Annotated in this window: 24 protein-coding genes; 19 read left to right on the plus strand and 5 right to left on the minus strand. The window is 54.4% G+C overall.

All coding sequences use genetic code 11. From position 1 onward, the window contains the following. Positions 1–6: 6 nt before the first annotated feature. The 6 genes from murC (at position 7) to lpxC (ending at position 6,885) form a co-directional block, all read left to right on the plus strand. Entirely contained in the window at positions 7–1,425 is a 1,419-nt protein-coding gene (gene murC / locus ONV78_RS23315) for a UDP-N-acetylmuramate--L-alanine ligase (protein ID WP_216736881.1), read from the plus strand. Between the two features lie 39 nt (positions 1,426–1,464). Then, complete coding sequence (locus ONV78_RS23320) at positions 1,465–2,412, plus strand: D-alanine--D-alanine ligase (RefSeq protein WP_279506807.1); 948 nt, start codon at positions 1,465–1,467, stop codon at positions 2,410–2,412. A gap of 123 nt (positions 2,413–2,535) precedes the next feature. Continuing rightward, positions 2,536–3,366, plus strand: coding sequence for an FtsQ-type POTRA domain-containing protein (locus ONV78_RS23325; protein ID WP_279506808.1), 831 nt, complete (start codon positions 2,536–2,538; stop codon positions 3,364–3,366). Positions 3,367–3,395: 29 nt separating this feature from the next. Continuing rightward, a complete protein-coding gene (gene ftsA / locus ONV78_RS23330; protein ID WP_216736744.1) occupies positions 3,396–4,628 on the plus strand; it encodes a cell division protein FtsA in 1,233 nt (410 codons plus the stop codon). A 91-nt stretch (positions 4,629–4,719) separates the two neighbouring features. Beyond that, complete coding sequence (ftsZ, locus tag ONV78_RS23335; protein ID WP_127968639.1) at positions 4,720–5,883, plus strand: cell division protein FtsZ; 1,164 nt, start codon at positions 4,720–4,722, stop codon at positions 5,881–5,883. 93 nt (positions 5,884–5,976) lie between these two features. After that, a complete protein-coding gene (gene lpxC, locus ONV78_RS23340; protein ID WP_127968640.1) occupies positions 5,977–6,885 on the plus strand; it encodes a UDP-3-O-acyl-N-acetylglucosamine deacetylase in 909 nt (302 codons plus the stop codon). 5 nt (positions 6,886–6,890) lie between these two features. Here the strand turns inward: lpxC and ONV78_RS23345 are convergent, their stop codons facing one another. Continuing rightward, a complete protein-coding gene (locus ONV78_RS23345; protein ID WP_279506809.1) occupies positions 6,891–7,301 on the minus strand; it encodes a DciA family protein in 411 nt (136 codons plus the stop codon). A 172-nt stretch (positions 7,302–7,473) separates the two neighbouring features. Between ONV78_RS23345 and ONV78_RS23350 the strand changes: the two genes are divergently transcribed. The 8 genes from ONV78_RS23350 to ribA all read left to right on the plus strand — a co-directional run bounded on the left by ONV78_RS23350 (position 7,474) and on the right by ribA (position 15,719). Further along, entirely contained in the window at positions 7,474–8,409 is a 936-nt protein-coding gene (locus tag ONV78_RS23350) for a M23 family metallopeptidase (RefSeq protein WP_279506810.1), read from the plus strand. Between the two features lie 318 nt (positions 8,410–8,727). After that, positions 8,728–11,454 (plus strand): preprotein translocase subunit SecA, encoded by a 2,727-nt coding sequence (secA, locus tag ONV78_RS23355; RefSeq protein ID WP_279506812.1) that lies wholly within the window; start codon positions 8,728–8,730, stop codon positions 11,452–11,454. A 5-nt stretch (positions 11,455–11,459) separates the two neighbouring features. Beyond that, complete coding sequence (gene argJ, locus ONV78_RS23360) at positions 11,460–12,680, plus strand: bifunctional glutamate N-acetyltransferase/amino-acid acetyltransferase ArgJ (protein WP_279506813.1); 1,221 nt, start codon at positions 11,460–11,462, stop codon at positions 12,678–12,680. Positions 12,681–12,710: 30 nt separating this feature from the next. After that, positions 12,711–13,115 carry an 8-oxo-dGTP diphosphatase MutT gene (gene mutT, locus ONV78_RS23365; protein ID WP_279506816.1) on the plus strand — a complete coding sequence of 135 codons (405 nt, stop codon included), beginning with the start codon at positions 12,711–12,713 and terminating at the stop codon, positions 13,113–13,115. Positions 13,116–13,136: 21 nt separating this feature from the next. Next, entirely contained in the window at positions 13,137–13,616 is a 480-nt protein-coding gene (gene moaC / locus ONV78_RS23370; protein ID WP_127968646.1) for a cyclic pyranopterin monophosphate synthase MoaC, read from the plus strand. A 3-nt stretch (positions 13,617–13,619) separates the two neighbouring features. After that, positions 13,620–13,871: a MoaD/ThiS family protein gene (locus tag ONV78_RS23375; protein ID WP_279506818.1), complete on the plus strand. Its 252-nt coding sequence runs from the start codon at positions 13,620–13,622 to the stop codon at positions 13,869–13,871. A gap of 105 nt (positions 13,872–13,976) precedes the next feature. Further along, entirely contained in the window at positions 13,977–14,963 is a 987-nt protein-coding gene (gene moaA, locus ONV78_RS23380; protein ID WP_279506819.1) for a GTP 3',8-cyclase MoaA, read from the plus strand. A 132-nt stretch (positions 14,964–15,095) separates the two neighbouring features. Continuing rightward, positions 15,096–15,719, plus strand: coding sequence for a GTP cyclohydrolase II (gene ribA, locus ONV78_RS23385; protein ID WP_216736752.1), 624 nt, complete (start codon positions 15,096–15,098; stop codon positions 15,717–15,719). Positions 15,720–15,803: 84 nt separating this feature from the next. Here ribA and dxs read toward each other — a convergent pair whose 3' ends face one another. From dxs to ONV78_RS23400, 3 genes are all read right to left on the minus strand, one after another. Next, positions 15,804–17,735 (minus strand): 1-deoxy-D-xylulose-5-phosphate synthase, encoded by a 1,932-nt coding sequence (dxs, locus tag ONV78_RS23390; RefSeq protein ID WP_279506820.1) that lies wholly within the window; start codon positions 17,733–17,735, stop codon positions 15,804–15,806. Positions 17,736–17,866: 131 nt separating this feature from the next. After that, entirely contained in the window at positions 17,867–18,766 is a 900-nt protein-coding gene (locus ONV78_RS23395) for a farnesyl diphosphate synthase (protein WP_216736754.1), read from the minus strand. Further along, complete coding sequence (locus ONV78_RS23400; protein ID WP_279506822.1) at positions 18,750–19,028, minus strand: exodeoxyribonuclease VII small subunit; 279 nt, start codon at positions 19,026–19,028, stop codon at positions 18,750–18,752. Before ONV78_RS23400 ends, ONV78_RS23395 begins: the two co-directional genes overlap by 17 nt. Positions 19,029–19,273: 245 nt before the next feature. Here ONV78_RS23400 and pomA point away from each other — a divergent pair, with 245 nt between their 5' ends. The 3 genes from pomA (at position 19,274) to ONV78_RS23415 (ending at position 21,737) form a co-directional block, all read left to right on the plus strand. After that, the gene (gene pomA / locus ONV78_RS23405; RefSeq protein WP_279506824.1) at positions 19,274–20,032 is read left to right on the plus strand and encodes a flagellar motor protein PomA; all 759 of its coding nucleotides are present in this window, start codon (positions 19,274–19,276) and stop codon (positions 20,030–20,032) included. Between the two features lie 14 nt (positions 20,033–20,046). Continuing rightward, entirely contained in the window at positions 20,047–21,027 is a 981-nt protein-coding gene (locus tag ONV78_RS23410; protein WP_279506826.1) for a flagellar motor protein MotB, read from the plus strand. Positions 21,028–21,149: 122 nt separating this feature from the next. Next, positions 21,150–21,737 carry a hypothetical protein gene (locus tag ONV78_RS23415; RefSeq protein ID WP_279506828.1) on the plus strand — a complete coding sequence of 196 codons (588 nt, stop codon included), beginning with the start codon at positions 21,150–21,152 and terminating at the stop codon, positions 21,735–21,737. On the opposite strand, the gene ONV78_RS23420 is transcribed toward ONV78_RS23415, so the two are convergent. Beyond that, a complete protein-coding gene (locus tag ONV78_RS23420; RefSeq protein ID WP_279506830.1) occupies positions 21,679–22,467 on the minus strand; it encodes an NRDE family protein in 789 nt (262 codons plus the stop codon). The genes ONV78_RS23415 and ONV78_RS23420 overlap by 59 nt on opposite strands. A 116-nt stretch (positions 22,468–22,583) precedes the next feature. On the opposite strand from ONV78_RS23420, the gene ONV78_RS23425 reads away from it, so the two are divergent. Together ONV78_RS23425 and lgt are read left to right on the plus strand one after the other, a co-directional pair. Next, entirely contained in the window at positions 22,584–23,384 is an 801-nt protein-coding gene (locus tag ONV78_RS23425; protein WP_279506832.1) for a sulfite exporter TauE/SafE family protein, read from the plus strand. After that, the gene (lgt, locus tag ONV78_RS23430) at positions 23,381–24,202 is read left to right on the plus strand and encodes a prolipoprotein diacylglyceryl transferase (RefSeq protein ID WP_279506834.1); all 822 of its coding nucleotides are present in this window, start codon (positions 23,381–23,383) and stop codon (positions 24,200–24,202) included. The genes ONV78_RS23425 and lgt overlap by 4 nt, the downstream gene beginning before the upstream one ends. The last annotated feature ends 2 nt before the right edge of the window (positions 24,203–24,204 follow it).

Here is a 24,204-nt window from a genome sequence, read left to right on the forward strand (position 1 = left end):
ACAACTATGAAGAATACCGTTTGGGGACCGCCCGAAATGCGCCGTATCAGACGCATACATTTTGTGGGCATTGGCGGCTCCGGTATGTGCGGCATCGCGGAAGTGCTGCTGAACCAGGGTTATGAAATTAGCGGCTCAGACTTGAAAGAGTCCGCCACGACCAGACGTTTGAGCGATATGGGGGCGATCATCACCTTCGGCCATACCGCGCAGAATATTGCTGGAGCGAATGTGGTGGTGACATCCAGCGCCGTGGCCAAAGATAACCCGGAAGTGACGGCGGCTAACGAGCAACGTATTCCGGTCATCGCACGCGCGGAAATGCTGGCGGAGCTGATGCGTTACCGACATGGCGTCGCCATCGCAGGCACCCACGGCAAGACAACGACAACCAGTCTGATGGCGTCCGTTTTAGGTGAAGCGGGTCTGGACCCAACGTTTGTTATAGGCGGTCGTCTGAACAGCGCAGGAACCAACGCCAAGCTGGGCGCTTCTCGATATCTGGTGGCTGAGGCGGACGAGAGCGACGCGTCGTTCCTGCACCTGACGCCGATGGTGTCAGTGGTGACAAACATAGACGCGGACCATATGCACACCTATGGCGGCGACTTTGAGAAGCTGAAGCAGACCTTCGTCGACTTCCTGCACAACCTGCCTTTCTACGGCGTGGCGGTGATGTGTTACGACGATCCGGTGGTGCGTGAAATTATTCCTCGCGTAGGGCGTTCCGTCATCACCTATGGATTTAACGAGAAAGCGGATGTGCGGGCCGTGGATATCGCACAGCAGGGGATGCAGACATCCTTTACCGCGAAGCGCCCTGGCGATCAGCCCGACTTGCGCATCAGCCTGAATATGCCGGGCAAGCACAATGTGCTGAATGCGCTGGCGGTGATAGCGGTAGCGTCTGACGAAGGGATTGCCGACGAAGCGATTGTCTCTGCGCTGAATAAATTTCAGGGCGTGGGGCGCCGGTTTCAGGTCTACGGAAATTATCCGGTGGCCGAAGGCTCGGTCATGCTGGTTGACGACTATGGTCATCACCCGAGAGAGGTGGACGCCACCATCAAAGCCATTCGCGACGGCTGGCCGGATAAGCGTCTGGTGACAGTGTTCCAGCCACACCGTTACACGCGCACCCGCGACCTGTACGAAGACTTTGTGCAGGTGTTGTCCAAAGTGGACGTGTTGGTGCTGATGGACGTTTATCCCGCGGGAGAAAAAGAAATTCCCGGGGCGGATGGACGCAGCCTCTGTCGTAGTATCCGGCAGCGTGGACAGCTTGACCCAATATTTATCGAACGTGGGCAGGATGTAAAAGCAGTGTTGAGCGGCGTGCTTCAGGACGGCGATCTATTACTGACGCAAGGCGCGGGAGACATCGGCTCAGTGGCCGGAGTATTGGCTGAAGGCGGGCTGCAGTAGCGGCTGGCGTAACGAAGCAACAAGGTAATTAAAGCGTATATGACGGTCCTCAGTTGGGAAAAAGTAAAAGACCTGCCGCCCGCCGATTTCGGCAAAGTGGCGGTGCTGTTCGGAGGCGCTTCCGCTGAGCGGGATGTGTCTTTGAAAAGTGGCGGGCAAGTGCTCGCGGCCTTACGTAACGCTGGTGTGGACTGTTTTCATATCGATCCGCGCGATGGCTTGCAGCCCTTATTGGACGGTGATTTTGATCGCGCATTCATCGTATTGCACGGCCGTGGCGGAGAAGACGGAACCATGCAGGGACTGTTAACTCTGCTGAACAAGCCCTTCACCGGCAGCGACGTTCTCGCGTCCGCCCTGGCCATGGATAAGCTGCGTACTAAACAGTTGTGGGAAACCATGGGTATCCCGACGCCCAAGTATGCCGTGTTGGACGCCGAATGTGACTGGAATGCCATCGTGCAGGAAGTGGGCGCGGGACATCCGTTGATGGTGAAGCCTGTTCATGAAGGCTCCAGTATCGGTATGCGTAGAGTGGTGTCCGCTGAAGAGTTGGAGGCGGCCTATCTGGAAGCGGCGAAATTTGATTCAGTCGTGATCGCAGAACAGTGGATAACCGGCGCGGAATACACCGTCTCTATTCTGGGTGAGGACGCGCTGCCGGCCATCAAGCTGGAGACAGACCGCCAGTTCTACGACTACGATGCCAAGTATCTGGTGAACGACACGCGTTACATTCTGCCCTGCGGCTTACCTCAGGACAAAGAAGACGAGCTCAAAACGCTGGCTCTGCGCGCCTATCGCGCCATTGGCTGTTCTGGATGGGGGCGGGTGGACGTCATGTGCGACGCATCCGGCCAGCCTTGGCTGCTGGAAGCGAATACGGTGCCTGGGATGACGGACCATAGTCTGGTTCCCATGGCCGCAAAAGCCTCTGGATTAAGCTTTGAACAGCTGGTTTTGAGCATACTTGGAACAACATTGTAACCAGGACGACGATCGACCTGGATGGCAGTCAAGGACGACTGGACAAAATTGAAATGTACGGACGTGCGTAACGACAGTTGCGCCAAGGCAAGTAACTGAGAGTCGCTACAGCTAATGACGCCAATGAAGAAGCAGCTCGACAAATCGCTTGGTTCCCGACGCGGCGCAACTGCGACCCGCGCAAGGGAGCGCGCCGACAACCGGAATACCGGGCCGGCTGCGATCGTGCGACTGCTGGCCTTTATCCCGTGGAATCGGGTACTGCTGCACGTATCGATCTTCTGCTTTTGGCTGTTGGTGTTAAGCGCGTTGATCGCCGGCGTCAAATGGTTGGACCGTCCGGTCGCCACGGTTCAGGTGGTCGGTGAGTTGAATTACGTGAGCCGCGCAGAGGTGAAAGAGCTGCTGTCTCCGTTACTCAACGCCAGCTTTTTCACATCCGATCTGGAAGGCGTGCGCAAAGGCTTGGAGACCCATCCCTGGATAAAGCGGGCTTCCATCTCCAGATTATGGCCGGATGCTGTGCAAGTGGATTTGGAAGAAGAAGAGCCTTTTGTCAGATGGCGCAACCAGGGTTATATCAACGAAGCCGGGCGACTGTTCGTTAAAGAAACCGGCGTCGTTGTGAACGGCCTGCCTTCACTGATTGGACCGCCGCACAGCGAACGACTGGTCTTTGATAACTTCCAGAAATGGAAGGCGGAGCTGGCCAAAGTGGGACTGGATGTGAACGGCGTGATTATGGAGTCCAGAGGCGCATGGCTGATCAGCTTTACGGATGGGTGGGAGCTTAACCTGGGGAAACAGGATGTTGAGGGACGGCTACACCGTTTTACTGTGCTGTTTGAGAAGAAACTGCACCAGGAGCGAGAAAAAATAGCGAGTGTTGACGCACGATACACCCGGGGGGTGGCGGTGAAATGGAAAGCAGACGTTACTCCGGAACAAGGTTGAATGTGAACTTTAAGACAGAGTCGAAATATATGGCGAGTTCGAGTGGGAATATGATTGTGGGGCTGGACATTGGCACATCCAAAGTGGTGGCCATTGTCGGGCAGAGAAATCAGGAAGGAGCGATTGAAGTCGTTGGCATCGGTTCCCATCCGTCACGCGGACTCAAACGGGGCGTGGTCGTCAATATAGAAACAACGGTCCAGGCCATACAACGTGCGGTGGAGGAGGCTGAGCTGATGGCCGGTTGCCGCATTCACTCCGTCTATGCAGGCATCGCCGGCAGCCACATCCGCAGCATGAACTCTCATGGCATCGTTGCGGTGCGCGACCGGGAAGTGGTGCAGGCGGATCTGGAAAGAGTTTTGGACGCGGCGCAGGCGGTGGCGATTCCAGCTGATCAACGTGTGCTTCACGTCGTGCCGCAGGAGTACGTCATCGACAACCAGGAGGGCGTGAAAGAGCCTGTAGGGATGTCTGGCGTGCGCTTGGAAGCCAAGGTTCATCTGGTTACCTGTGCGGTCAACGCTTATCAGAACATCGAAAAGTGCGTGAAGCGCTGCGGTCTGGAAGTAGACGAAATCATTTTGGAGCAGCTCGCATCCAGCTATGCGGTGCTGACGGATGATGAAAAAGAATTGGGCGTGTGCGTCGTCGATATCGGCGGCGGCACGACTGATATCGCAATATTCACGGGCGGCTCTATTCGTCACACGGCGGTAATTCCTATCGCTGGCGATCAGGTCACTAACGATATTGCGATGGCGTTGCGAACGCCAACGCAGAATGCAGAGGAAATCAAAATCAAATACGCCTGCGCGCTGACTCAGCTAGCGGGCGCGGATGAGACGATCAAGGTGCCGGGTGTGGGAGATCGCCCGTCGCGGGACTTAAGCCGGCAGTCGCTGGCGGAAGTTGTGGAGCCGCGCTATGAGGAGTTGTTCACCTTGATCCAATCAGAGTTGCGACGCAGCGGGTATGAGGATCTCATTGCCGCTGGCGTCGTGCTCACTGGAGGAACCTCCAGTATGGAGGGGGTCGTGGAGTTGGCGGAGGAGATTTTCCACATGCCGGTAAGGCTGGCGGTGCCGCAGTGGGTCACCGGCCTGAGCGATGTGGTTAGCAATCCTATGTACTCCACCGCAGTCGGATTACTGCTCTATGGATTTAAACAGCAAGAACTCGGCCGGGGCTCCCAGCACCGGGGAGAACCTGCAGAAAACCTGTTCCAACGGCTGAAGAACTGGTTTATGGGGAATTTTTAATCAGCCCAAATAGAGTCAACTCAAAGGTCTATACCAACTTGCGGAAATTAGTTTCAGGTCGCAGGTACTATAACGAAGAAGGAGAAGGGGAATGTTTGAGCTCGTAGATAACGTACCACAAAATGCAGTCATTAAAGTTGTAGGCGTTGGCGGCGGCGGCGGCAACGCAGTTCGTCACATGCTCGCCTCTTCGGTGGAAGGCGTGGAGTTTATCTGCGCGAACACCGACGCTCAGGCGTTGCGTGATGTCGACGCCAAGCACGTGATTCAACTCGGCGGCAGTGTCACCAAGGGGCTGGGCGCCGGAGCCAATCCAGAAGTCGGTCGTCAGGCGGCGATGGAAGACAGAGAGCGCATCGCGGAAACGCTGAGAGGCGCGGACATGGTCTTCATTACTGCTGGCATGGGCGGCGGCACCGGAACGGGCGGCGCGCCGGTTGTAGCGGAAATCGCCCGTGAGATGGGCATCCTGACGGTTGCAGTAGTCACCCGTCCGTTCCCGTTTGAAGGTGGCAAGCGCATGAAAGTTGCGGAAGCCGGCCTGCGTGAATTGGGACAACACGTCGATTCACTGATTACGATTCCCAACGAGAAGTTGTTGAGCGTCATGGGCAAAAACACCAGTCTGCTGGATGCTTTCGCCGCGGCTAACGATGTGCTTTTGGGGGCTGTACAGGGAATTGCGGATTTGATTATCCGTCCTGGAATGATAAACGTAGACTTTGCGGACGTTCGCACCGTTATGTCCGAGATGGGCATGGCGATGATGGGCACCGGCGTTTCCAGCGGCGACAATCGCGCTCGTGAAGCGGCGGAAAGAGCCGTACGCAGCCCGCTGCTTGAAGATATCAATCTGCAGGGCGCGCGTGGGATTCTGGTCAACATTACTGCAGGCATGGATCTGTCTTTGGGCGAGTTTTCTGAAGTGGGCGCCACCATTGAAGAGTTCGCTTCCGACGCTGCGACAGTGGTTGTTGGAACGGTAATCGATCCAGAAATGAAGGATGAGTTGCGGGTGACAGTGGTCGCCACGGGTTTGGGCGGTGTGCATGACCGGCCGACCAAGGTGGTGGACAACTCTTCCCGGACTATGAACGGCACTACTGATTATCATCAGCTGGAGCGCCCGACTGTGATGCGTAAACGCGCTACTTCAGTTGTGGGCAATGCGGCGGTGGATCGTCGGGCTGTAGGGGATGAGCAAAACGTGGACTATTTGGATATACCTGCGTTTTTGCGTCGTCAGGCGGATTAAATGAGAATGAGTTCGGTCTTTTAGGTTGGTGCACCTAATACCTTTCTGGTATGATTTGGCCGAATTTTATCCAGATTTTGGTAAATCATTGAAATGATAAAACAGCGCACACTTAAAAACATCATCCGAGCCACTGGCGTTGGCCTGCATTCAGGGGAAAAGGTCTACCTGACCTTGAAACCGGCTCCAGTGGACACGGGTGTTGTATTCTGCCGTACAGATCTCGATCCTATCGTGGAAATCCCGGCGCGTGCTGAGAACGTAGGCGAAACCCTTCTCTCTACGACTCTCGTAAAAAACGGAGTGAAGATAGCAACTGTTGAACACTTGCTGTCAGCTCTGGCCGGTCTTGGTATCGATAACTGCTACGTTGAGTTGAGCGCAGCCGAAGTGCCTATTATGGATGGCAGCGCCGGTCCGTTTGTATTTCTGATTCAATCGGCGGGCATTGCTGAGCAGGACGCGCCCAAGAAATTTATCCGCATTAAGCGCGAAGTAACGGTGACTGACGAAGACAAGCGGGCTACCTTTGTGCCGTTCGACGGTTTCAAAGTGACTTTTAGCATAGACTTTGATCATCCTGTGATCAAAGGCCGCTCACAAGAGACAGTGATCGACTTTTCCAGCACTTCTTTTGTTAAAGAAGTTAGCCGTGCGCGGACATTCGGATTCATGCGCGATATTGAAAAATTGCGTGCAATGAATCTGGCTTTGGGCGGCAGCATGGATAACGTTATCGTTGTCGATGACTTCAAAATTCTCAATGAAGACGGCTTGCGCTACGAAGACGAATTCGTCAAGCACAAGGTGTTGGACGCGATTGGAGATCTGTACCTGTTAGGCAACAGCCTGATCGGTGAGTTTAAAGGGCACAAGTCGGGCCACGGCTTAAATAACAAACTTCTTCGTGAGCTTATTTCCCAAAAGGATGCTTGGGAGGTTGTGACCTTTGAGGACGCCAGTGAAGCGCCGATTTCCTACCTGAAACCAGTGCTGGCCTAAGATTTCTAGTCCGCTGTATGAGTTGAAAGGGCCTCCAGTGCTTTCTTCAACTCAGGGTCGTCACAGAGCTGAGCTTCTTGTTTGAGAAGCTCAGCATTCTTTTGCGAAATTGGTTTCGCCTTCCTTTTTGTCTTCGCTTTAACTTCCGTTGGCTCCACGCGAATTTTGAACTGATAAGCAAAATCGAAATCTTTATGTTTGCGTAGTTCCGGCAGGGACGTGTGTTGATTCATGCGCAACTGGGTTGCGGTGACGGCATCGGGGACAGTTACGCGAATAACGCCATCTTTAACTGATGACAGAGTTACTTTGCCCCGTAGTTGGTCGGGCAGGCATTGTGAGAATATCTGCTGCAGCTTATCCAGATGCAGAGCCCGATGAAAAAGAGACTCCAGCGTAGGGGAGGATGACGACAAAATATCTCCCAGCTTTCGATCTCTATTAGGCATTACAGTTAACCAAAGATTAAAGGTTCGTTACATTTGCAGACATCAACTATCACAACATCTGTTACAATTTACAAGTATAGTATTTTTAGATAACCTCCGTCGTTTATATAATTCAGGCAACTCAAAACCCTGGAAAAGCATGAATATTATCTTCCTGAGAGATGGACATGGTCAGTCACGCGCCCGTTCTATGGGCGCGCGCGCAGTTGTGCTGACGACGGTCCTTGCGTTGTCTCTGGTGGCTGCATTGTCGGCGGCGGCGTTTTGGCTTGGACGGCAATCCGCCGCGTCGGACGCTTCTATCACTCCTGAACTGGTTAAAACCTGGCAGGAAAATCTGAAACAACAGAAAGAAGAAATCCGCACTTATAAGTCCCTTGCGCAACAGAATATAGATGCCCTGACGCTGCGTATGGGCGAGTTGCAGGCGAGACTGTTGCGCCTTGATGCGCTTGGGCAACGTCTTACCGACGTCGCTGGTCTGGATGAAGGGGAGTTTGACTTCGAATCTTCGCCCGCATTAGGTGGGCCAGAAGAGCCTGCCTTGGAGCAATCTTTTTCTGTTCCTATGTTAACGCAAGTGCTGGAGTCCATTGAGCAGCAGGCTGAGTCCCGTGAGCAACAATTACGGGTGATGGATGAGCTATTCGTCAACCAACGCTTTCAACGAGAACAGTTTGTCGCGGGTCGTCCGATCAAGAAGGGCTGGTTGTCTTCCCATTATGGCTTTCGTTCAGATCCGTTCACTGGTAAGCGGGCGTGGCATTCTGGCGTAGACTTCGCTGGCAAAGAGGGCAGCGATATCGTTGCGGTCGCTGGTGGGGTTGTGACCTATTCGGAAGAGCGCTTCGGCTACGGTAATCTGGTTGAGGTTAACCATGGCGGAGGTTTGGTTACTCGCTATGCGCATTGCGCCAAACTCATGGTTAAAACTGGGGATGTAGTGCAGAAGGGACAAATTTTGGCGAAGATGGGGAGCACAGGGCGTTCTACTGGCCCCCATGTTCACTTTGAAGTTCTTCAGGATGGGCGTTCTGCAAATCCTGCAAAATTTATTCACCGCGCAAGTCGGTAACACTTTTTCAGGGCCTTGATGTAACCCACGTCAAGGCCATGCCATTACTGGCTTTCCCCCACATTCAGTCTAGCCAATTTAAGGCGTTCCTATCTCCCTACCGCGCGCATTGCTTGTTACTAGGGGTAACAAGTGTGCACTAATCCCTTTATTGCTGTAACAAATTGAGGTTAGAATGCGGAGCTTGGAATTACGCTCCCGCTGAATTTATATCTCCTTCGGCAAGGTGGCTCCAAATCCATAAAGTAACGAGTAAGCGATTCCGCCACGAGCGGAGCCTCCATAAACGCTTCAAAGAGACAGGTAATTTCGTTAGTTATGTTTTCATCTATCGCCAGGAAAATTTTCGGCAGCAAAAATGCCCGCGAAATTAAGCGCATGGGCAAAGTTGTCAAACGCATCAACGAACTGGAAGAGTCAATCAGCGCATTAGACGAAGCCGCTCTTAAAGCAAAAACTCAGGAGTTTCGCTCTCGACTTGAGAAGGGAGAAACGCTTGATCAAGTGTTGCCGGAAGCCTTTGCGGTAGCGCGAGAGGCCGGTAAGCGTGTGATGGGGATGCGCCATTTCGATGTTCAGTTGATCGGCGGTATGGTGCTGCATGAAGGCAAAATTGCAGAGATGCGTACCGGGGAAGGTAAAACGCTGGTAGCGACGCTTCCCGTATACTTGAATGCCCTGACTGGGAAAGGCGTACATGTAGTCACCGTAAACGATTATCTGGCGCGTCGTGATGCGGACTGGATGAGACCTCTGTACGAATATTTGGGGTTGAGCGTTGGCGTCGTGGTGAGCGGGCAGGACAGTGAAACCAAGCGCGCCGCTTACGCATCAGACATTACTTACGGAACCAATAACGAATTCGGTTTTGATTACCTGCGTGACAACATGGCGTTCAGCCTCACCGACAAGGCGCAACGCGGGCAGCATTTTGCGATTGTCGACGAGGTTGACTCGATCCTGATTGATGAGGCGCGGACGCCTTTGATCATCAGTGGCCCAGCTGAAGACAGCTCTGAGTTGTACAGAAAGATTAACGAGTTGGTTCCTCAGCTCAAGAAAGGTGAGCAGCCAGAGGAAGGGCAGCCAGTTGATGGGCACTTCACTGTTGATGAGAAAAGTCGCTCAGTTGAGTTGTCGGAATCAGGCCACTCCTATGTAGAAGATCTGCTAACCAAAAACGGTTTGCTGGAAGAAGGCGACAGTCTCTACGCCGCCACGAACCTGGGTCTACTGCACCATATCAGTTCTGCTCTGCGCGCCCATCATTTATATAGTAAAGACGTTGACTACATCGTGCAGAACGACCAAGTGGTGATTGTTGACGAACATACAGGCAGAACCATGCCGGGCCGCCGTTGGGGTGAAGGTCTGCACCAGGCGATTGAAGCGAAAGAGCGCATCAAAATCCAAGCTGAAAGCCAGACACTTGCTTCTACTACCTTCCAGAATTACTTCCGTCTTTATGAAAAGCTTGCCGGTATGACCGGCACCGCTGATACCGAAGCCTTCGAGTTCCGCCAGATTTATGGTTTGGACGTCATTGTTATTCCTACCAATAAACCGATTAAGCGTATTGATTACAATGACTTGGTATATCTGTCCGTGGATGAGAAGTTCCAGGCGGTTATCGACGATATCAAGGATACAGTGACGCAAAATCGCCCTGTGTTGGTGGGTACGGCCTCTATCGAGGCGTCCGAATATTTGTCGGCCATGCTGAAAAAAGAAGGCATCGCTCACAACGTTTTGAACGCGAAGCAGCACGAGCGTGAAGCGCATGTTATTGCGCAAGCGGGTCGTCCTGGCGCAGTCACCATCGCCACTAACATGGCGGGTCGCGGTACCGACATCGTCTTGGGCGGAAACTGGGAAGCCGACGTCGCTGAGCTGGAAGATCCAACACCAGATCAAATCGCTCAACTCAAAGCCGATTGGCAGAAGCGCCATGATCAAGTAATCGCGGCGGGTGGTCTGCATGTCGTTGGCTCTGAGCGCCATGAGTCTCGGCGTATCGATAACCAGCTACGGGGACGTTCGGGTCGTCAGGGCGATCCTGGCTCGACCCGTTTCTACCTGTCTTTGGAAGATAACCTGATGCGTATTTTCGCCTCTGATCGGGTGAAAAATATTATGCAGGCGTTGGGTATGCAGAAAGGCGAAGCGATTGAGCACCGCATGGTGAGCAACGCTATCGAAAAAGCTCAGCGTAAAGTAGAAGGCCGCAACTTCGACATTCGTAAATCGCTGCTGGAATATGATGACGTGGCGAACGATCAGCGTCATGTCGTTTACGAACAGCGTAACGAAATTATGGCGACCGACGATATTTCGGAAATGATCGATGCGATCCGCGGCGACGTGGTCAACGCTACGGTCAGCCAGTTTATCCCGCCGCAAAGTTTGGCCGAACAGTGGAATATTCCAGGGCTTGAGAAGCAATTGGAGTCTGATTTCGGCGTTGATTTACCTGTGCAGCAGTGGCTGGACGAAGACAAGCGTCTGCATGAAGAGACCTTGCGCGAGAAAATCCTGCAGGCTGTAGTTGATTCTTATCGGGAGAAAGAAGAAGTGGTTGGCGCATCCGTTATGCGCAACTTCGAGAAGCAGGTATTCCTGCAGGTACTGGATACCTTGTGGAAAGAGCACCTTTCCAATATGGACCTGCTGCGTATGGGGATTCACTTGCGTGGTTACGCGCAGAAAAACCCCAAGCAAGAATACAAACGTGAAGCCTTTGAGCTGTTCCAGAACATGCTGGATACCATCAAGCATGACGTAGTCCGAGTGATCTGCCATGTCAGGGTGCAGAAACAGGAAGAAATGGAAGAGCTGGAGCGCCGTCGTCGTGAAGCATTGGCGCAGCAAATGCAGCGCGCCCAGGCGACTCACCCTGAAGCGTCAGAAGAAGATGTCGATGCGGAAGAGCAGGATGAAAGCTCTGACGCGCCTTATGTCCGCGACCACAAGAAAGTCGGCCGTAACGAGCCTTGCCCATGTGGTTCCGGCAAAAAATATAAACAGTGTCATGGTCGCCTGGAGTAATTGAGATGGCTGTGGGGCATGCGCCTTTACCCGAGTTTCACCCTGTTGCGGGCGTTCGTATCGGGGTTGGGTCCGCCGGCATTAAAAAGCCGGGTCGTAAAGACTTAGTGGTGTTTGAGCTATGTGAAGGAGCGCAAACCGCTGCTGTTTTTACCAATAATGCTTTTTGCGCTGCGCCGGTCACGCTGGCTAAGCGTCACCTTGCTGAGGGCGCGCCTCGTTACTTGCTGATCAACACTGGCAACGCCAATGCGGGCACGGGTCGGCAAGGTCTGGATAACGCCATGCGATGCTGTCAGACGTTGGCGCAGCTTGGCGAAGTGGCGTCTGAGCAAGTATTGCCGTTTTCCACGGGGGTCATTGGCGAGCCGCTGCCTGTCGATAAAATCGTAGCAGGGTTGCCCAGCGCGCTGGGTAATCTCAGTGACAACGCCTGGGCTGAGGCTGCTCAAGGGATAATGACGACGGATACCCGGCCTAAAGGCGCCACTGTGCGTCTTGAAATTGATGGCGTGGCGGTTCATATCAGCGGCGTCAGTAAAGGCGCTGGGATGATTAAGCCGAATATGGCCACAATGCTGGGCTTCGTCGCGACGGACGCAGATATCGAGCCGGAACTGCTGCAACGCATGCTGACTACCGCCGCCAATAAATCTTTTAATCGCATCACCGTAGATGGAGATACCTCCACCAATGACGCTTGTGTACTGGTGGCGACAGGGCGTTCCGGCGCACCGAGATTTACTGAGGCGAATGCTGAGCTTTGGCGGCCATTCCAGGAAGCGTTGGATGGCTTAATGCAACGGCTTGCTCACGCTATTGTCAGGGACGCGGAAGGAGCGACCAAGTTCGTCGCCGTCAACGTTCAGGGCGCGGCGGCGCTTAGCGAAGCGCTTGATGTCGCCTACACCATCGCCCATTCTCCATTGGTCAAGACCGCATTATTCGCCAGCGATCCTAATTGGGGCCGCATACTGGCGGCGGTTGGGCGCGCAGGCCTGCAGAATCTTGAGGTTGATCGCATCAATATCTACCTTAACGAGGTATGCATTGTTGAGGGCGGCGCCAGGGCGGCCTCATATACGGAAGAGGCTGGACAAGCGGTGATGGATCTTGAGGACATTTCAATTCGAGTCGATCTGGGTCGCGGAGACGTAGAAGATACTGTCTGGACATGCGACTTCTCCCATGAATATGTCACTATCAATGCTGAATATCGCACCTGATCGCTGTGACCGGTGCTGTGGAGACGGAGAATGAAGGCTGTTCATGTCGCGGTTGCGGTGGTTCTCGATCAGCACAATAGAGTGTTGGTGGCCCGCAGACCTGACCACTTGCATCAGGGGGGGCTGTTAGAGTTTCCTGGCGGTAAAGTCGAACCCGGTGAAACGGTTTTGGCGGCGTTGCAGCGTGAACTTTTTGAAGAAGTTGGCGTCCAAGTGGATGTATCTGAGGACGCAGCAAACCCTTTGATCCAAATAGAGCATCACTATCCCGATAAGCATGTATTGCTGGATGTGTGGCGCGTATCCCGATTCTCTGGCGAAGCGCAAGGCCGTGAAGGTCAATATGTTGCTTGGCTGGATCTGAATGAGCTTGACCCCGAGGCGTTTCCCGCCGCTAATCGTGAGATCATCGCGGCGTTGCAGCAAGCCAGTTAGTGACCTGAGTGAGGAGTGCGGATGGCGGAACTCACCCATCTTGATGAGAAGGGCGCGGCGCATATGGTGGACGTTTCCGATAAGGAAACGACAACCAGAGTAGCGCGAGCGGAGGCATTGATTCGAATGCAGCCGGAAACCCTGGCCATGATAACCGAAGGACGGCACAAGAAAGGCGATGTCTTCGCTGTCGCCCGTATCGCAGGTATTCAAGCGGCGAAAAAGACGTCTGACCTGATCCCCCTATGCCATAGCCTTAATCTGACTTCGGTGAAAGTAAACCTGGAGGCGGATTCAAGCGCTTCCCTGGTGCGCATTGAAGCGATATGTAAGCTTGATGCGAAAACTGGTGTGGAGATGGAAGCGCTGACAGCGGCCAGTGTGGCGGCCCTGACCCTTTATGATATGTGCAAGGCGGTGGATAAAGGGATGGTGATCGAGTCGGTGCGCCTGCTGGAGAAGCAAGGCGGACGCAGCGGCCATTGGCAGGTGCAGGAGTAAGCCATGATAAAGGTATTGTTTTTCGCGAAGTTGCGGGAGCAGGTGGGGCGTTCTGAAATAGAGTTACCCGCTTTGGATTTCGGGAGCAATGTAGCTGCGCTGTTAGATGCGGTGGTTGCGGAGATTCCAGAAGCCGAGCCTGTCTTGAGGCAGGGAAATATCCTGGCGGCCATAAACCAGGAAATGGCTCCCTTGAGCGCGACAGTTGCAGACGGTGATGAAATCGCATTCTTTCCGCCTGTGACCGGCGGGTGAGAGTCCGTCGTTTGTAGTTCGCCGCCTGTTGGGCCGGATTTGTTTCGGTAGTTCAGGTGGCGTATAAATGGAGTTGGTAGTTATCGAGGGGGAGTGCGTCTCGTTATGTCTTCAGCCCGCCTGATTGATCGATTTGGCCGTGAAGTAAATTACGTACGGCTGTCTGTAACCGACCGGTGCGACTTTCGTTGTGTGTACTGCATGGCGGAAGATATGACCTTCCTTCCCCGTGAACAAATCCTTTCGTTGGAAGAGCTCTATGACGTGGGCAAAGCGTTTGTTGAGCTTGGCGTTCGTAAGCTACGGCTGACCGGGGGAGAGCCTCTAGTACGCCGTAATATTCTGGAGTTGGTGGAGAAGCTTGGGCGCCTGCAGGAATTGCATGAATTAACCCTGACTACCAATGGCTCCCAGCTTGTCAAAATGGCGCCGGATCTTCGTAAAGCTGGCGTCAAGCGCATCAATGTCAGTCTCGACAGTCTCAATCCCGATCGTTTCAAAGAATTGACCCGCACTGGGGATTTACAGCAAGTGTTGGCGGGAATCGAAGCCGCCAAAACCGCTGGAATAGAGAGAATAAAGCTTAATGCAGTGATTCTGCGCGGGCGCAATGAAGACGAGGTGATGGACCTGGTGCGATATGCGCGAGCGGAAAAGCTGGATATTTCTTTCATTGAAGAAATGCCACTGGGCGCAATTACAGAGCATAATCGGCAACTTTCTTTTGTTTCCAGCGCTGAATTACGTGAACGTATCAGTCAGGATTATGAGCTGTTTCCCTGCAGTGAAAATACAGGGGGGCCTTCTCGTTATTACAGAATGTCCGATAGCGGTTCCAGAATTGGCTTTATATCTCCTCACAGCCATAACTTCTGTCATTTGTGTAACCGGGTTCGAGTGACCGTGGAAGGGCGCCTGTTGCTGTGTCTGGGCAATGAGCATTCCGTTGATTTGCGTGAAGTTTTGCGTGGTAGACCTGATCAATTGAAGCAGGCGATCGTTGACGCCATGGCGATTAAGCCGGAACGGCACTATTTTAATCTTGAGGAAGAACCTCAGATCGTACGCTTTATGAATATGACCGGCGGTTGACGCCAGTCTTATGGGGCGAATCATTGGCGTAAGTTATTGACGCCATAGATTGCGCCCATGAGTCTAAGTGTTGGGGTGGGGCGGCGCATCTGATAGAATTTCCGCCCCGCCAAGTTTTAGAGAGAGTATCGAGTGTCTGTCACCTATGTCGCCAGTTGCAAGCTGCCAACTCCCTTTGGTGTATTCGATATGCACGGATTCCAGGAAGCCGGTACGCAAAAAGAACATATTGCCCTGACTTTGGGAGATATTGGCGACGGAGCGCCGGTGTTGGCGCGTACGCACTCAGAATGCCTGACCGGTGACGCGCTGTTCAGTATGCGCTGTGACTGCGGCTATCAGCTCGACGAAGCGTTGCGCAGTATCGCCGCCGAAGGGCGCGGCATATTGCTGTACTTGCGCCAGGAAGGCCGTGGGATTGGCTTATTGAATAAGATTCGCGCTTATAATCTGCAAGATCAGGGCGCTGATACGGTGGAAGCCAATGAGCAACTGGGGTTTGCGGCGGATTTACGCGACTACAGTATGTGCAAACCGATGCTGTATCACCTGGGAATAAGCCGTATTCGTCTGATGACCAACAATCCTCGCAAGGTCAATTCGCTGACTAATTTAGGAATTGAAGTGGTTGAGCGGGTGCCTCTGGAAGTGGGAAGAAATCCTCATAATCGTAACTATCTGGCCACTAAAGCCGGCAAATTAGGGCATTTGCTGACGACGCACCAAGACGACGATTACGTTGTCGCTGCGAAATAATGCGGACGGGTAGTAAAAAAGACTTCAAGACAGACAGTTTTGAGAAAGGTTGAGCGGGGCGCATAGTGCGCCCCGTTTGCGTTTTCAGGCGATGGCGCCAGTCTTGGGCGACGCCAGATTCAGGCTCTGCAGGCGCTTTTTGATAGCTGCGGCGATGCCTTGCGTATCCAGACCGACTTCTTTGTGCAATTCTGCAGGCTTGCCGTGTTCGATAAACTCATCGGGTAGACCCAGCTGCAATACGGGCATGGCGATGCCTTGCGAAGCGAGAAACTCGATAACGCCGCTGCCTGCGCCGCCAAGGATGCAATTCTCTTCAAGGGTTACCAAAAGATCATGGCTTCCCGCCATCTCCAGAATCATATTTTGATCCAGAGGTTTGATAAAGCGCATATCAACGACGGTGAAATTATTCTCTTCCGCGACTTCCAGAGCTACAGGCAACAAAGCGCCAAAGTTCAGGATGACTGTCTGCGCGCCACGGCGACGCTGGTTGGCTTTGCCTATCTCCAATGACTCAAGCCCTGGGCTGATTTCCGCGCCTGGTCCGTTGCCTCTGGGGTAGCGCACTGCAGCGGGACCTTTGAATTGATGCCCGGTAGTCAGCATTTTGCGGGTTTCATCTTCATCCGACGGCGCCATGATCACCATATTGGGGATGCAGCGCAGGTAGGTGAGATCGAAGCTGCCCGCGTGAGTAGGGCCGTCTTCGCCGACCAGGCCCGCGCGATCAATCGCGAAAAGCACATCCAGATTCTGAATCGCGACATCGTGAATGAGCTGATCGTAGGCGCGCTGCAGGAAGGTGGAGTAAATGGCCACTACCGGCTTGGCTCCGTCGCAAGCCAGGCCTGCGGCTAACGTCACTGCATGCTGCTCTGCGATGGCGACATCGTAATAACGCTCAGGAAAACGTTTGGAGAACTCGATCAGATCGGAGCCTTCGCACATGGCGGGAGTGATGCCCACCAGACTGGGGTCCTGTTCCGCCATGTCGCACAACCATTGCCCAAAAATATTGGAGTATCGCGGCTTTTTCGGCGCTTTAGCGGTGTCCTGCACCTTGAGCTTAGGTTCAATTTTATTGATGGCGTGATAGCCAATAGGGTCGCTTTCCGCGTGGGCGAAGCCTTTGCCCTTTTTCGTGACCACATGCAGAAACTGAGGCCCGCTCAGTTCCTTGATATTGTTCAGGGTCTCCACCAGACGAGGCAGATCGTGGCCGTCTATGGGACCGATATAGTTAAAGCCAAGCTCCTCGAACAGAGTGCCTGGAGCGACCATGCCTTTGAAGTGCTCTTCTGTTTTGCGAGCCAGCTCCATCAGACCCGGCGCGCCCTGCAGCACACGCTTGCCGCTGTCGCGCATCTGGTTGTAAGTCTTGCTCGCCAGCAAACGGGCGAAATAGTTGGAGAGCCCGCCGACATTGCGGGAAATCGACATGTCGTTGTCGTTCAGAATCACCAGCAGGTCCGCTTTGGTGTCGGCGGCGTGGTTCAAAGCCTCGAACGCCATACCGGCGGTCATGGCGCCGTCGCCGATGACGGCGATGGCTTTCCGGGGCTGGTTCTGCATGCGCGCAGCGATCGCCATGCCCAGTGCGGCGCTGATAGACGTGCTGGAGTGGCCAACGCCAAAGGTGTCATATGGGCTTTCTTCGCGGCGAGGAAAAGCGGCGAGACCATCCTTTTGACGAATAGTGAGCATTTGCTCACGGCGGCCGGTAAGTATTTTGTGGGGGTAAGCCTGATGGCCCACGTCCCAAACCAGTCGGTCGTCGGGAGTGTTGAAGGCGTAGTGCAGGGCTACGGTTAACTCCACCACGCCAAGGCCTGCGCCGAAATGGCCGCCGGACTGGCCTACGCTGTACAGCAAAAATGCACGTAGTTCGTGCGCCAACTGCAGGAGTTCGGCTTCATTGAGAAGACGCAGTTGGGCCGGAGAGTCGATTTTGTCGAGCAGCGGCGTGTTGGGCCGGTGCACTGGAATTTCTTGAAATACGTATGGTTTTTGCATTCTTGCAGTTGTAGTCGCTCGGTTCTAAGGGATTAGCCGCCGGATCATAGCCTCGGACGCAAAAAATTTGCCTATAAAAGCAATCGGCCATTATAAGCGATGTTGGGGTGGAGAACACGGGCAATTGGCGATCAATGCGTGCGCTCGATCATGAAGCTGGCAAGATCCTGTAAGCGGGAGTTCTGCAATCCCAGCGCCTGCAGCTGCGCGAGGGCTTCGTCATACAACTGGCGCGCTTTCAGTTTCGCCGGTTCAAGGCCCAACAGAGACGTGTACGTGGGTTTGTTACGCTCCGCGTCTTTCCCAGCGGTTTTGCCCAATACGCTGGTGTCGCTTTCCACGTCGATGATGTCGTCACGAACCTGGAACGCCAAGCCAATGGCCTGCGCGAAGCGGCGTAAGCCTTCAATGGTTTCAGCATCAGCCCGACCGCTGGACAGTGCGCCCAATACGATGCTCGCCTCTATCAACGCGCCGGTTTTTTCCAGGTGCATGCGCTCCAACTCTTCGAGCTTGAGTGTATGGCCTTCCGAATAGATATCGATGGCTTGTCCGCCAACCATTCCCAGATGTCCACTGGCGCGGGCGAGTTCCCGCACCATTTGCAGCATGCTATCCGCGGATGCTCCAGAGGGCTCGGTGAGTGCGCTGAACGCCAGCGTTTGCAGGCCGTCGCCGACCAGGATGGCGGTGGCTTCGTCGAAAGCGATATGGCAGGTGGGTTTACCCCGGCGTAGAGAATCGTCGTCCATGGCCGGTAAATCGTCATGCACTAGAGAGTAGGCGTGAATCAGCTCTACCGCGCAGCAGGCGGGCAACGCCTGTTGCAGGTCTCCCCCCAGCGCTTCCGTCGTAGCGAGCAATAATAAAGGACGCACGCGCTTGCCGCCGTTAAGCACGCAATAACGCATAGCCTCATTCAGCCTGGCCTTGGGGCCTTCCGGATTGGGGAGCAGGTTGGCTAGGGCTTGGTCGATCTGGGCGCGGTTACGCTGGAAAAAGTCGTCGAGAGAATCAGTCTTCGGCGTCATTCTGGTCAAAAGGTTTGGTTAGCGAGGTTCCGCGCTCTTCAATTAACTGTTGAACCTTTTGTTCCGCAGTCTGCAAGGCGGTTTGGCAGTGGCGAGTAAGTTGGACGCCTTCTTCAAAAGCGACCAGAGCCTCTTCCAGTTTAAGATCGCCTTGCTCCAGCTTTCTCACCAGTACTTCCAGACGTTGTAATGCGTCTTCGAAATCGGGCGTTGAGCCGCTGGTGGAGGGGCTTACATCAGAGTTGGCGTTTTTTTCAGTCATGGTGTTCTTATGCCGGGTTTTTGCGCAGAGCCACCCTACCTGAGAGCGTCGCCAGGGTCAATCGGTCGCCGTTAAAATTCAGTCGCGCCGGGCTTTGCAGGCGTTCGTTTCAACAAACTAACACCCGGATAAGTCAGCAGTTTTTAAATTCCCTGTCTATACTTTGGGGAAGCCCGGCGCGGCCTGTTCCAGCGCCGGCGTCCTCTGGGTTTATTCTGTACTGTCCACCCGTAAAGGAGCGCTTTGTGGATTTAGCTACGCTTTTGGGCCTCATCGGCGGTTTCGCGATCGTGACGATGGCGATGATGTTAGGCGGCTCAATTGGAATGTTTGTTGATGTGCCGTCGCTTCTCATTGTATTTGGCGGCACGCTATTGGTTGTTTTGATGAAGTTTTCGCTTGGTCAATTCCTTAGCGCGGGCAAGGTGGCGGCCAAGGCTTTTATGTTCAAGCTGGATAAGCCCGAAGAATTGATCGAGCAGGTCGTGGAACTGGCGGACGCCGCCAGAAAAGGCGGCTTGCTCTCTCTGGAAGGTAAGGAAATTCCCAACGCGTTTCTCTCCAAAGGCATTCAACTGCTGATAGACGGTCACGATGGCGATGTGGTGAAAGCGTTGCTGACTAAAGACCGTAATCTTACCGTGGACCGGCATAAGCAAGGCTCATCCGTATTCACCGCCATGGGAGATGTGGCTCCGGCGATGGGAATGATCGGCACATTGGTGGGGTTGGTGGCGATGTTGTCCAATATGGATGACCCTAAGTCTATCGGGCCAGCGATGGCTGTTGCGCTACTTACAACGCTTTACGGCGCCATGTTGGCGAATATGTTGGCGATTCCAGTTGCGGATAAATTGAAATTGAGAATGGGGGAGGAAGAGCAGATCAAGTCCATGATCATCGACGCTCTGTTGGCGATTCAGGCGGGGCAGAACCCACGCGTGATTGAGACCATGCTGCGCACCTATCTGCCTGAAGGTAAACGTCAGACTGAAGAAGCCTGACGGGAGTTGCGCCAATGAGTGACGAAGAAGAGCAAAAGTGCGAATGTCCTCCCGGGCTGCCTGCCTGGATGGCGACTTTCGCCGATTTGATGTCCTTGCTGATGTGTTTCTTTGTGCTGCTGCTGTCTTTTTCGGAGATGGATGCGCTCAAGTTCAAACGTCTGGCCGGCTCCATGCGGGAAGCCTTCGGCGTGCAGGCTGTCGTCAATGTGGACAATATTCCCAAAGGCACCAGCATCATCGCCCAGGAGTTCAGTCCCGGTAAACCTGACCCAACGCCGTTGCAGACCATCATGCAGCAAACCCAGATGGAACTGCCCAACCTGGAGCAGCTCTGCGAACAGCAGGTGGCTGACGCCTTGAAGGAAGAGTGTCCGAAGATAAAAGGGGAAGAGCTCAGCGATATTGTGCTGGAAAAGATCAAGATGTTGGTGGAGGAGACGGAGAACGACGCCATCACCCTGGCTTCTGCGCTGGAGGCGGAGGTTCGCAACAATCAGGTTGAAGTGGAGACCCGGGGACGCAAGATTGTCATCCGTGTGCAGGAGAAAGGCTCGTTCAATAGCGGTTCTGCGAATTTGAATCCAGAGTTTTATCCGGTGATAGACAAGCTGGTGGAACTGCTCAAGTCGATGGACGGCAGTATCGCGGTGGAAGGGCATTCGGACAGTATTCCCATTCACACCGCCCGGTTTCGCTCCAATTGGGATCTCTCCGCTGCTCGGGCGCTGGAAGTAGCCCATGCGTTGTTTGAGTCGGGAGAGCTGGACCCCTCCCGTTTCAGCGTCGCCGGTTATGCAGACACGAAACCTCTGGCGCCGAACGACTCGGCGGAAAACCGCGCTCGCAACCGACGGGTGGAAATTATTCTGCAACAGCCTCTGGATGCTGAAACCAAGAAAGAAATTCAGAAGGCGAGAGATGTCGCCCCAGGCATTTTGCCCAGTGATCAATCGGAAGAGTGGCAGGGCTTGGCGCCGGACGAAATATTCTGATCTGGCTGATAGTTGAGCGGTTCGCTTTAGATTGGGCGAAAGCGTATAAATAGAGAGACGAGATGGGAGCAAAAAGCAGGAGGCGCATGAGAGTATTGGCGTATGAGCGCGGGTGAGAGTCTATGTCTGAGTTAGATGAAAGACGTCGCTTCTTTCGCATTAGCGATACAGTAGGTTTGGCGTATCGGGTATTGCAGCGTGGAGAGGCGGCGGAGAAAGAGTCATCGGAATCCCACGTTAGTTCGGCCTCTCTGTTGACGCTGGAGAATGATATCTCCAAAGCGCTGGAGAGCATGCGGGCGGCGAACGCCGGGTTGGCTCACATGCTTGAGCTGTTCAACCGCAAGATCAATCTGGCGCTGACCCTGGAAAACCGCAGTGACGGCGTATGGTCGGAGCCCCGACGGGCCAAGCGGGTCAATCTCAGCGCCTGTGGCATTGCTTTTCCGGTGGAGGATCACCTGGATGTCGGCGTGACGCTGCAACTCCACATGATCTTATATCCCAGCAATATCTCCATGTCCCTGCGCGCGCTCGTTATTGCCTGCGACAAGCCCAGAGCTGACGACGAGGACAAAGACGGCTTTGTCCTGCGGGCGGATTTCACGGACATTGAAGAACAGAATCAGGAAATCCTGATTCAGCATGTCCTCAAGTGTCAGACCCGGCAGTTGCGGGAGCGGCGAGAGGAGAAGGAAAAGAAAGGCTGACTTCACTCTGGTATACGCCCTTCTCAAACGTCTTTTCCCACATTTGCGTAACGCCGTTGGCATCATGCAGCAGCAGCGTACTGCTGCGAGTGCCGTAATCCTTCGAGGTAATAAAGGCGGAGGACAGCAACCGCTCGACCTCAACCCCAACGCCCGTATCCGGCAACAGATAGTCCGGCGCGGCGGCGTCATCCGCCAGTAACGTCCAGAGCTCATCCTGATTCGGTCCATTGATCGCAGTGGCGAATCGGCGCTTGCCGGCGGTTAACTTGGGCCAGGGCGTATTCAAAAATCCGTTGCTCAAACCGTATATGCCTGGCGTTAAGCGCTGATATTGAGGCTCCTTGCGATTGCTGAAATAAGCCAGAGTGGAGCCTGCGAGCATCATCAAGTTGAAACCGCCATAGGAGTGACTGGTCGGCTCCAGGGCGGCGGCGAAATCGTCCACTGACAATTCCGACTCCAGAAAGCTTCTGACCAGAGCGCCACGAGAAAGTTGCGCCGCTTCGCGGGGGCCGGAACGGTGATTGGTGATGGCGGCGAAACGGCCGTTGGTGGTTGCGCCCATCCAGGTTCCGCCTTCCTGCAAATCGCGTCCGGCGTAAATACGCGGGCGCTCAGGCCATTGCGTGAGGGGCTGGGTGGGGCGGGCGTAGAACTCGTCGCGATTGGCGGCGACGATCAGCGGAAACCGGGGATTCGCTTGGTAAGCGACAAATAGTAGGCACATAGGCTTGCTCCCAGACGTGCGTGGAATTCGAAAAGCACAGAGTCCTTAATTTATGTATCATACCACCTTCTTTATACGGGGCTCCTGGCGGAGCGGCCTGATCCTATGGGGGCGAAATGGTATTCCTGGCGTATTTGGCTTTGGGCGCGCTAGCGGGAGTGTTGGCCGGACTGTTCGGCATCGGCGGCGGATTGATTATTGTCCCTGCATTGATTTTCAGCTTCGAACTACAGAATGTGGCCCCAAGCGTCGCCACGCATTTGGCCGTTGGCACGTCCCTGGCGACCATTATTTTCACATCTATCAACTCGATCCGTGCGCATCATCAGAAGCAAGGGGTGAATTGGCGCGTGTTCCGTCCCATGGCGGTAGGACTGATGGTGGGCGCGGTATTGGGCGCGCAGACGGCCTCATTGATGCCAGCGGCGCAGTTGAAACTGGTCATCGGGATATTCGCCATCACTATCGGCGTGCAAATGGCGTTGGCGTTGAAGCCCAAACCCCATAGAAGCCTGCCTGGCGATAGCGTATTGGCAGGCGTTGGCGGCGGCATCGGCTGGGCGTCCGCCATATTCGGCATTGGCGGCGGCTCCCTGTCGGTGCCTTATCTGACATGGTGTAACGTGCGCATGCAACAGGCAGTGGGCACCTCAGCCGCTTGTGGGCTGCCGATCGCGCTCATGGGCGCCGTCACTAATATCTGGGAAGGATGGAGCGAAGCGTCGCTGCCGGAATATAGTCTGGGGTTCATCTATCTGCCGGCTTTGGCGGGGATCGCGATCACCAGCATGCCCTTCGCGAGCCTGGGCGCTAAATTGGCTCACCGTCTGCCTGGAGACGTGCTTAAACGAATTTTCTCAGTGCTGCTGTTTGTTGTGGGCGGCCGGTTTCTATATCAAGCGTGGGGACAATTGTGACAGAACGTTGGTTTGACTATCCGAATATCGACCCGGTGGCTTTTGCCGTTGGGCCGCTGAGCGTGCATTGGTATGGCCTGATGTATCTGCTGGGCTTCGCCGCGGCCTGGATGCTGGGTAAGCACCGTTCGCACCAGCCGCATGCGCCCATGCAGGAGCAGCAAGTGGCGGACCTGATCTTCTGGTGCGCGCTTGGCGTCGTATTGGGCGGGCGTGTTGGCTATGTCATTTTCTATAACTTTGAACAGTTTCTGGATGATCCCATCTGGTTGTTTGAAGTCTGGACTGGCGGCATGTCATTCCACGGTGGACTGATTGGCGTGATTATCGCCATGTGGGCTTACGGTCGTTCACTGGGACTGTCTTTCTTTCAAGTAGCGGATTTTGTAGCGCCGCTGGTGCCAATCGGCTTGGGCGCAGGGCGCCTGGGCAACTTTATTGGCGGCGAACTCTGGGGCAGGGCGTCTGATGTTCCCTGGGCCATGGTGTTTCCGCGCGACCCGACGCATCTGGCGCGCCATCCCTCGCAGCTTTATCAATTCGCGCTGGAAGGCGTCGCCCTGTTTTTGATCCTATGGTTCTATTCCGCCAAACCCCGCCCGCGCATGACCGTCTCCGGCCTGTTCCTGCTGTGCTACGGCTGCTTCCGTTTCCTGGTGGAGTTCGTGCGTGAGCCAGATGCTCAGCTAGGCTACCTTGCATGGGGCTGGCTGACCATGGGTCAGGTATTATCAACCCCGATGATTGTGATTGGGGTGGCTTTCATTATTTATGGCCGCACCGTTTATGGGGCGGAAGCAAAAGCGGCGCGGAGTTAGTA

This window comes from Hahella sp. CR1 (genome assembly GCF_029813005.1).
Taxonomy (GTDB): Bacteria; Pseudomonadota; Gammaproteobacteria; order Pseudomonadales; family Oleiphilaceae; genus Hahella.